The organism is Kordia sp., assembly GCF_045105435.1.
Classification (GTDB): domain Bacteria; phylum Bacteroidota; class Bacteroidia; order Flavobacteriales; family Flavobacteriaceae; genus Kordia.
The window spans coordinates 1-4,445 of sequence record NZ_JBGCDL010000262.1 but is presented as its reverse complement, the minus strand read 5'-3'; the positions used below and the strand labels follow the sequence as shown (position 1 = coordinate 4,445).

Sequence of the window (4,445 nt, the reverse complement as noted above, 5' to 3'; positions counted from 1 at the left end):
TCGTTTCTAAGTTTAATATACTTTTCCTGATATTCGTATGCCTCTATATATTGTTTATTATGAAAATAAGCAGCTGGTAATAACCAATATACCTGTAACCTTTGGGAATCATCTATATATTGCCCATACTCTTTTAAAGCTTTTTGATAAATACGTATGGCTGCTGGAAAATCACCTATTTCTTCATGATAAATCCCTAAAGACATTTCTGCAAAATGCAAGGTACTATAATCGTGTACTTCCAATGCGATTTTTTCTGTTTGAGTCAAATATTTAAACGCTACATCATACTTCTCTATACTCATATAAAGATCTGCCAAATTTGAAAGTACAACACCTTTTCTATGCTTATCATTAATTGCATTGGCAAAAGCAATGGCTTTTTCATAATAATGAATAGCACTATCTTTTTGGGTATTAAAAAGCAATAGTCCTTTGAGATTATAACTATTGATGAGTTCTTTTTTAAAATTATTTGTTTCTGCTATTTCTATAGCTTTTTGCAATTCTTTAAATGCTCTTTTTTTACCACCCTTTTTCCTATACAATTTAGCTAGACTAGCATGAATTTTACTTCGTTGCTGAAGAAGCGAATGTTGTTCCGCAATAAGCATTGCCTTTTCTTGATTGGTAATTGCTTTAGTGAAAGAACCATCTCTTTGCGACAAAGCTCCTAATCTATTATATAAAAGTGCTTGTTTTTCATAATCACTTAGTTTTTCCGCATATTTTAGTGCTTTATCAGTATAAAAAAATGCCGAATCACTTTTCTTTTGCTTTGCATAAATTTCACTCAAATTGAAATATGATTGTAGTAACGAATTATTATCTTGTAACAGTTCACTTTTCTTTACAGCTTCTAACGCAAGTGATTTAGCCAACTCAAAATCGGTATGTACAGCTTTTGTAAATTGTTCATGTAATGCCGTAATCGAATCTACATTCTGGGCAACACCAGATAGCGTAGTAAAATAAATGATTATGAAAATATATTTTAAAGTGTTCAAAGGGGAATTATTTAACATTTTATAAAAATACCATAAATTTGGTATGGTATTACATTACTTTTATTTTGAATTTTACAATACCCTAAATTTAAGAAAATAACAACTATATTATAGTTAAGTATTTCCAAATAATCACTAAAAAATTGCAAACAAATGAAACAAATTAATTTTCTTTTACAAAAAGCAATATTTATACTGGTCTTTTTGTCTAGTATGAATGTATGTTCTCAAATTTTAACGACTCGTTGCGGAGAAGACTTTCACGGTTTTGGACATGCGCATCAAAATTGTGACGACGACATTATAATAACTTCTACCTATGACGAAGGCACAATAGGTACTGTTTTCGCAGGACTTGTACATTCCGAAAATGGAAGTATTAGAATCATTCCCGGCTACAGCAAAGTTAAACTTATTGCTGAGTTTCCTAATGGTCATGGTCCTGAATCACATAGAACAAAAGCAGGCGGAAACGGAGGTAATGATGATGGTTTAGGAAGGCCTGCCAACAATCAGGATGAGTTAGTATTCTCTGCTGTAAATATTTCTCCTAACCCAACTAAAAGCGTCATTTCATTTTCGAGCAAGACCTCCAAAATACAAAAGTACAGTATTTACAACATGTATGGCATTAAAATTATAGAAGAAACTATAGAGCCAACTACACGCTATAGTTACAATCTTAAACATATAAAAGAAGGAGTTTATGTACTCAAGCTACAACTCGAAAACGGAGAGCAAATCACTAAAACTATTGCTAAGAATTAAAAATATACCAAATTCATGGGATGGTTTCATTCCATTAAATTTTAAACATTTGCAACATACTTTTTAAACATTTACTAAAAATAATTAAAACGATATATTATGAAAAAAATACTTTTAACTTTTATGCTATTAGGAGGCTTATTTTCTATGACTGCTCAAACAATAGTAAATAATTCATTTCCAGGAATAAGATTGACGAATGATAACTCACAAATCAGATTTTGGGGAAATGGAATTGAAAAATGGACTATTGGATCAAGTGGAGACGCAACAAACAATTTTATTCTCTACGATAAACAAAATAGTATTGTAAGAATGCTTATCGATGAAACTACCGGGAACATAGGTATTGGCACATCATCACCTGATTTTAAACTTGATGTAGAAAATGGAAGTACAGCATTGAGTCAATATTTTAGATTGAGAGATTTTGATTCTCCAACTAATAATTCTGCTTCATCTTTAACTAGAATAATCTCTAGAGACGGAAATACCATGTTTTGGAATGGTGGTGTTGTAATGGGGCAATATGGTAACGATACTGTAGGCGATTTAGGTGAAGGACATTTATTGGTGGAAAATAAAGTAGGTATTGGCACATCTGATTTTACTCAAGACTCAGCCAAACTAATGGTAGATGGAAAAATTCTTTGTGAAGAAGTCGAAGTGATACAAGATGTATTGCCTGATTATGTGTTTCAAAAATACTACACAGGAACTTCTGCCTTAAAAGCAGATTATGTAATGCCTACACTTGAAGAAGTGGAAGCGTTTACCAAAACAAATCACCATTTACCGAGCGTTCCTAGTGCAGCCAAAGTAAAAGAAGAAGGCATGCAACTAAAAGAAATGACTACTATTTTACTACAAAAAGTAGAAGAGCTTACCTTATACACCATAGAGCAAGAAAAGCGCATTAAAGCGTTGGAAGCTAAATTGGCAGCGAAAAAGTAATTAGTACTACAACTTTTTCGTTTTTAGTAAAAGGCTAGTTAATCATTCTAATTAGCTAGCCTTATATCTTTCACATATATATACAAAACTCCTTTTTACTTAAGTAATCTATACTTAGGGTAGATTCCTATTGCCTATTCGCAAGATAAAAATACAAGATCACAAAATTTTTATAAATGCCAATCAAGCTATTATTCCAGCTTCGATAAGCTAGACTCAACTGCCAACCTTCCTAACCATTTCAAAAGAGTTGTTAACTAAAAAAACGTATTCCATTATGATACAGATAAGAAAAAAACAAAGGCAGTATATTAGCGAAAATCAAGAGTATCTATGTATCGGTTATAAACATCAAGGTCAATACATTGCAAAGGCACAAATTTTATATATAGAAGCCTCTGAGAGTTACTCTTGGATATACTTAAGAAATGGATCTCGAATACTCAGTAGTAAAACTATTGGAGCTTATCAAGAATTATTTTCAGAAGATAACTTCACTCGCATTCATCGATCGTATTTAATCAATCTTTCGTATTTAAAACGCTATGAACCACGTTATCGCTTAATGTATCTCAAAGGGGAAATTGTCCTACCAGTAAGTCATCGAAAGAATCGTATGATCTCAAAGATGATGAGTAATAAAATGGCAAACACGCCATGTAGAGCGACTTTATAAATAATATTATAAAACAAAAACGTAAATCAATAAAACGCACTATTGCATCCCTGTGTTAGTTCTTTGTAATCGCAACAATACAAGTACAAAATCATCAAACGATTAATTAAAGATTAATCTAATTGACTTTTATGTTCTTATACCTTTTATACAAATACTACAAAATGTAGTACTACAACTGTAGCATTATTCCTATTTTTAAGGAAACGTACGTTTCCTTACATGAAGAAATCCATTTTATACAGCCTTTTTCTATTAAGCTGTTTTGTCCTAAATGCACAATATTGGACAGCACAACACTTCAATGTGGAAAATGGTTTGGTTGATAATTACACGTTCGCTATTGAAAAATTCCAAGATGAAATTTATGTGGCTACCGATGGCGGATTGGTAACTTTTGATGGTTCGGATTTTAAAATGCACAACAAAAAAGAAATTCGATATCCTGTTTCCTTACTAAACGTAAATGACAGTATTTTATATGTTGCTTCTTGGCTTGATGGCATTCTTGCTAAAAATCAAGAAGAAATCAAAGGTAGCTATCCCGAACGCATCAACAGAATCTTAAAATACAAAGACAAATATCTTATCTACAATATATATCAGCGTATGGCGCTGTTGGGTTTCAATTCAGAAAATAAAATTGATACCATTATAAATTTAGAAGAAATACATCCAAATCCAAACAGAATTGCTATTGACGAACATTCAATTTTTGTAAGTAAAGGAAAAGAAATTGATGAATACGATTGGAAAGGTGTTAAAAAACGAGTATTTCCATACAAAGCTACCGAAACGATTGAAACCATTAAATGTGTTGACAAATTTCTATTTTTTGGGGATCAGCATGGAAACTTAACTTGGGTTTCAAAGAAAAATCCTGCGCAAAAATTTACGCATCATTTCAAAAAACCATACACTATTAAACACATTGAAGCCTTTGGGGAAAATCAAATATTGGTACAATTAAATCATCGTGCCGAATACAATACTGTTTCCCTAATTACGTTTGATGAAACGTTTTCAAAAATTATAAAAAC

Annotated in this window: 5 protein-coding genes; 4 read left to right on the top strand and 1 reads right to left on the bottom strand. The window is 31.5% G+C overall.

All coding sequences use genetic code 11. The annotated features are described in order from the left end of the window. Positions 1 to 1,007 (bottom strand): tetratricopeptide repeat protein (locus AB8B65_RS13365; RefSeq protein WP_405301602.1); only part of this gene is annotated, 1,007 nt, incomplete at its 3' end. Positions 1,008 to 1,160: 153 nt separating this feature from the next. Here AB8B65_RS13365 and AB8B65_RS13360 point away from each other — a divergent pair. The 4 genes from AB8B65_RS13360 to AB8B65_RS13345 all read left to right on the top strand — a co-directional run. Continuing rightward, positions 1,161 to 1,775: a T9SS type A sorting domain-containing protein gene (locus tag AB8B65_RS13360; RefSeq protein WP_405301601.1), complete on the top strand. Its 615-nt coding sequence runs from the start codon at positions 1,161 to 1,163 to the stop codon at positions 1,773 to 1,775. Between the two features lie 99 nt (positions 1,776 to 1,874). Further along, positions 1,875 to 2,729: a hypothetical protein gene (locus AB8B65_RS13355; RefSeq protein ID WP_405301600.1), complete on the top strand. Its 855-nt coding sequence runs from the start codon at positions 1,875 to 1,877 to the stop codon at positions 2,727 to 2,729. Between the two features lie 277 nt (positions 2,730 to 3,006). Beyond that, positions 3,007 to 3,405 (top strand): LytR/AlgR family response regulator transcription factor, encoded by a 399-nt coding sequence (locus AB8B65_RS13350; RefSeq protein ID WP_405301599.1) that lies wholly within the window; start codon positions 3,007 to 3,009, stop codon positions 3,403 to 3,405. A 222-nt stretch (positions 3,406 to 3,627) separates the two neighbouring features. After that, positions 3,628 to 4,445, top strand: an 818-nt coding sequence (locus AB8B65_RS13345) for a hypothetical protein (RefSeq protein ID WP_405301597.1), incomplete at its 3' end; no start/stop codon positions are given.

What these genes read in the sequence shown, in the direction of transcription:
- AB8B65_RS13355 (WP_405301600.1), top strand. Translation starts at nt 1,875, where the DNA reads ATGAAAAAAATACTTTTAACTTTTATGCTATTAGGAGGCTTATTTTCT.
- AB8B65_RS13360 (WP_405301601.1), top strand. Translation starts at nt 1,161, where the DNA reads ATGAAACAAATTAATTTTCTTTTACAAAAAGCAATATTTATACTGGTC.
- AB8B65_RS13350 (WP_405301599.1), top strand. Translation starts at nt 3,007, where the DNA reads ATGATACAGATAAGAAAAAAACAAAGGCAGTATATTAGCGAAAATCAA.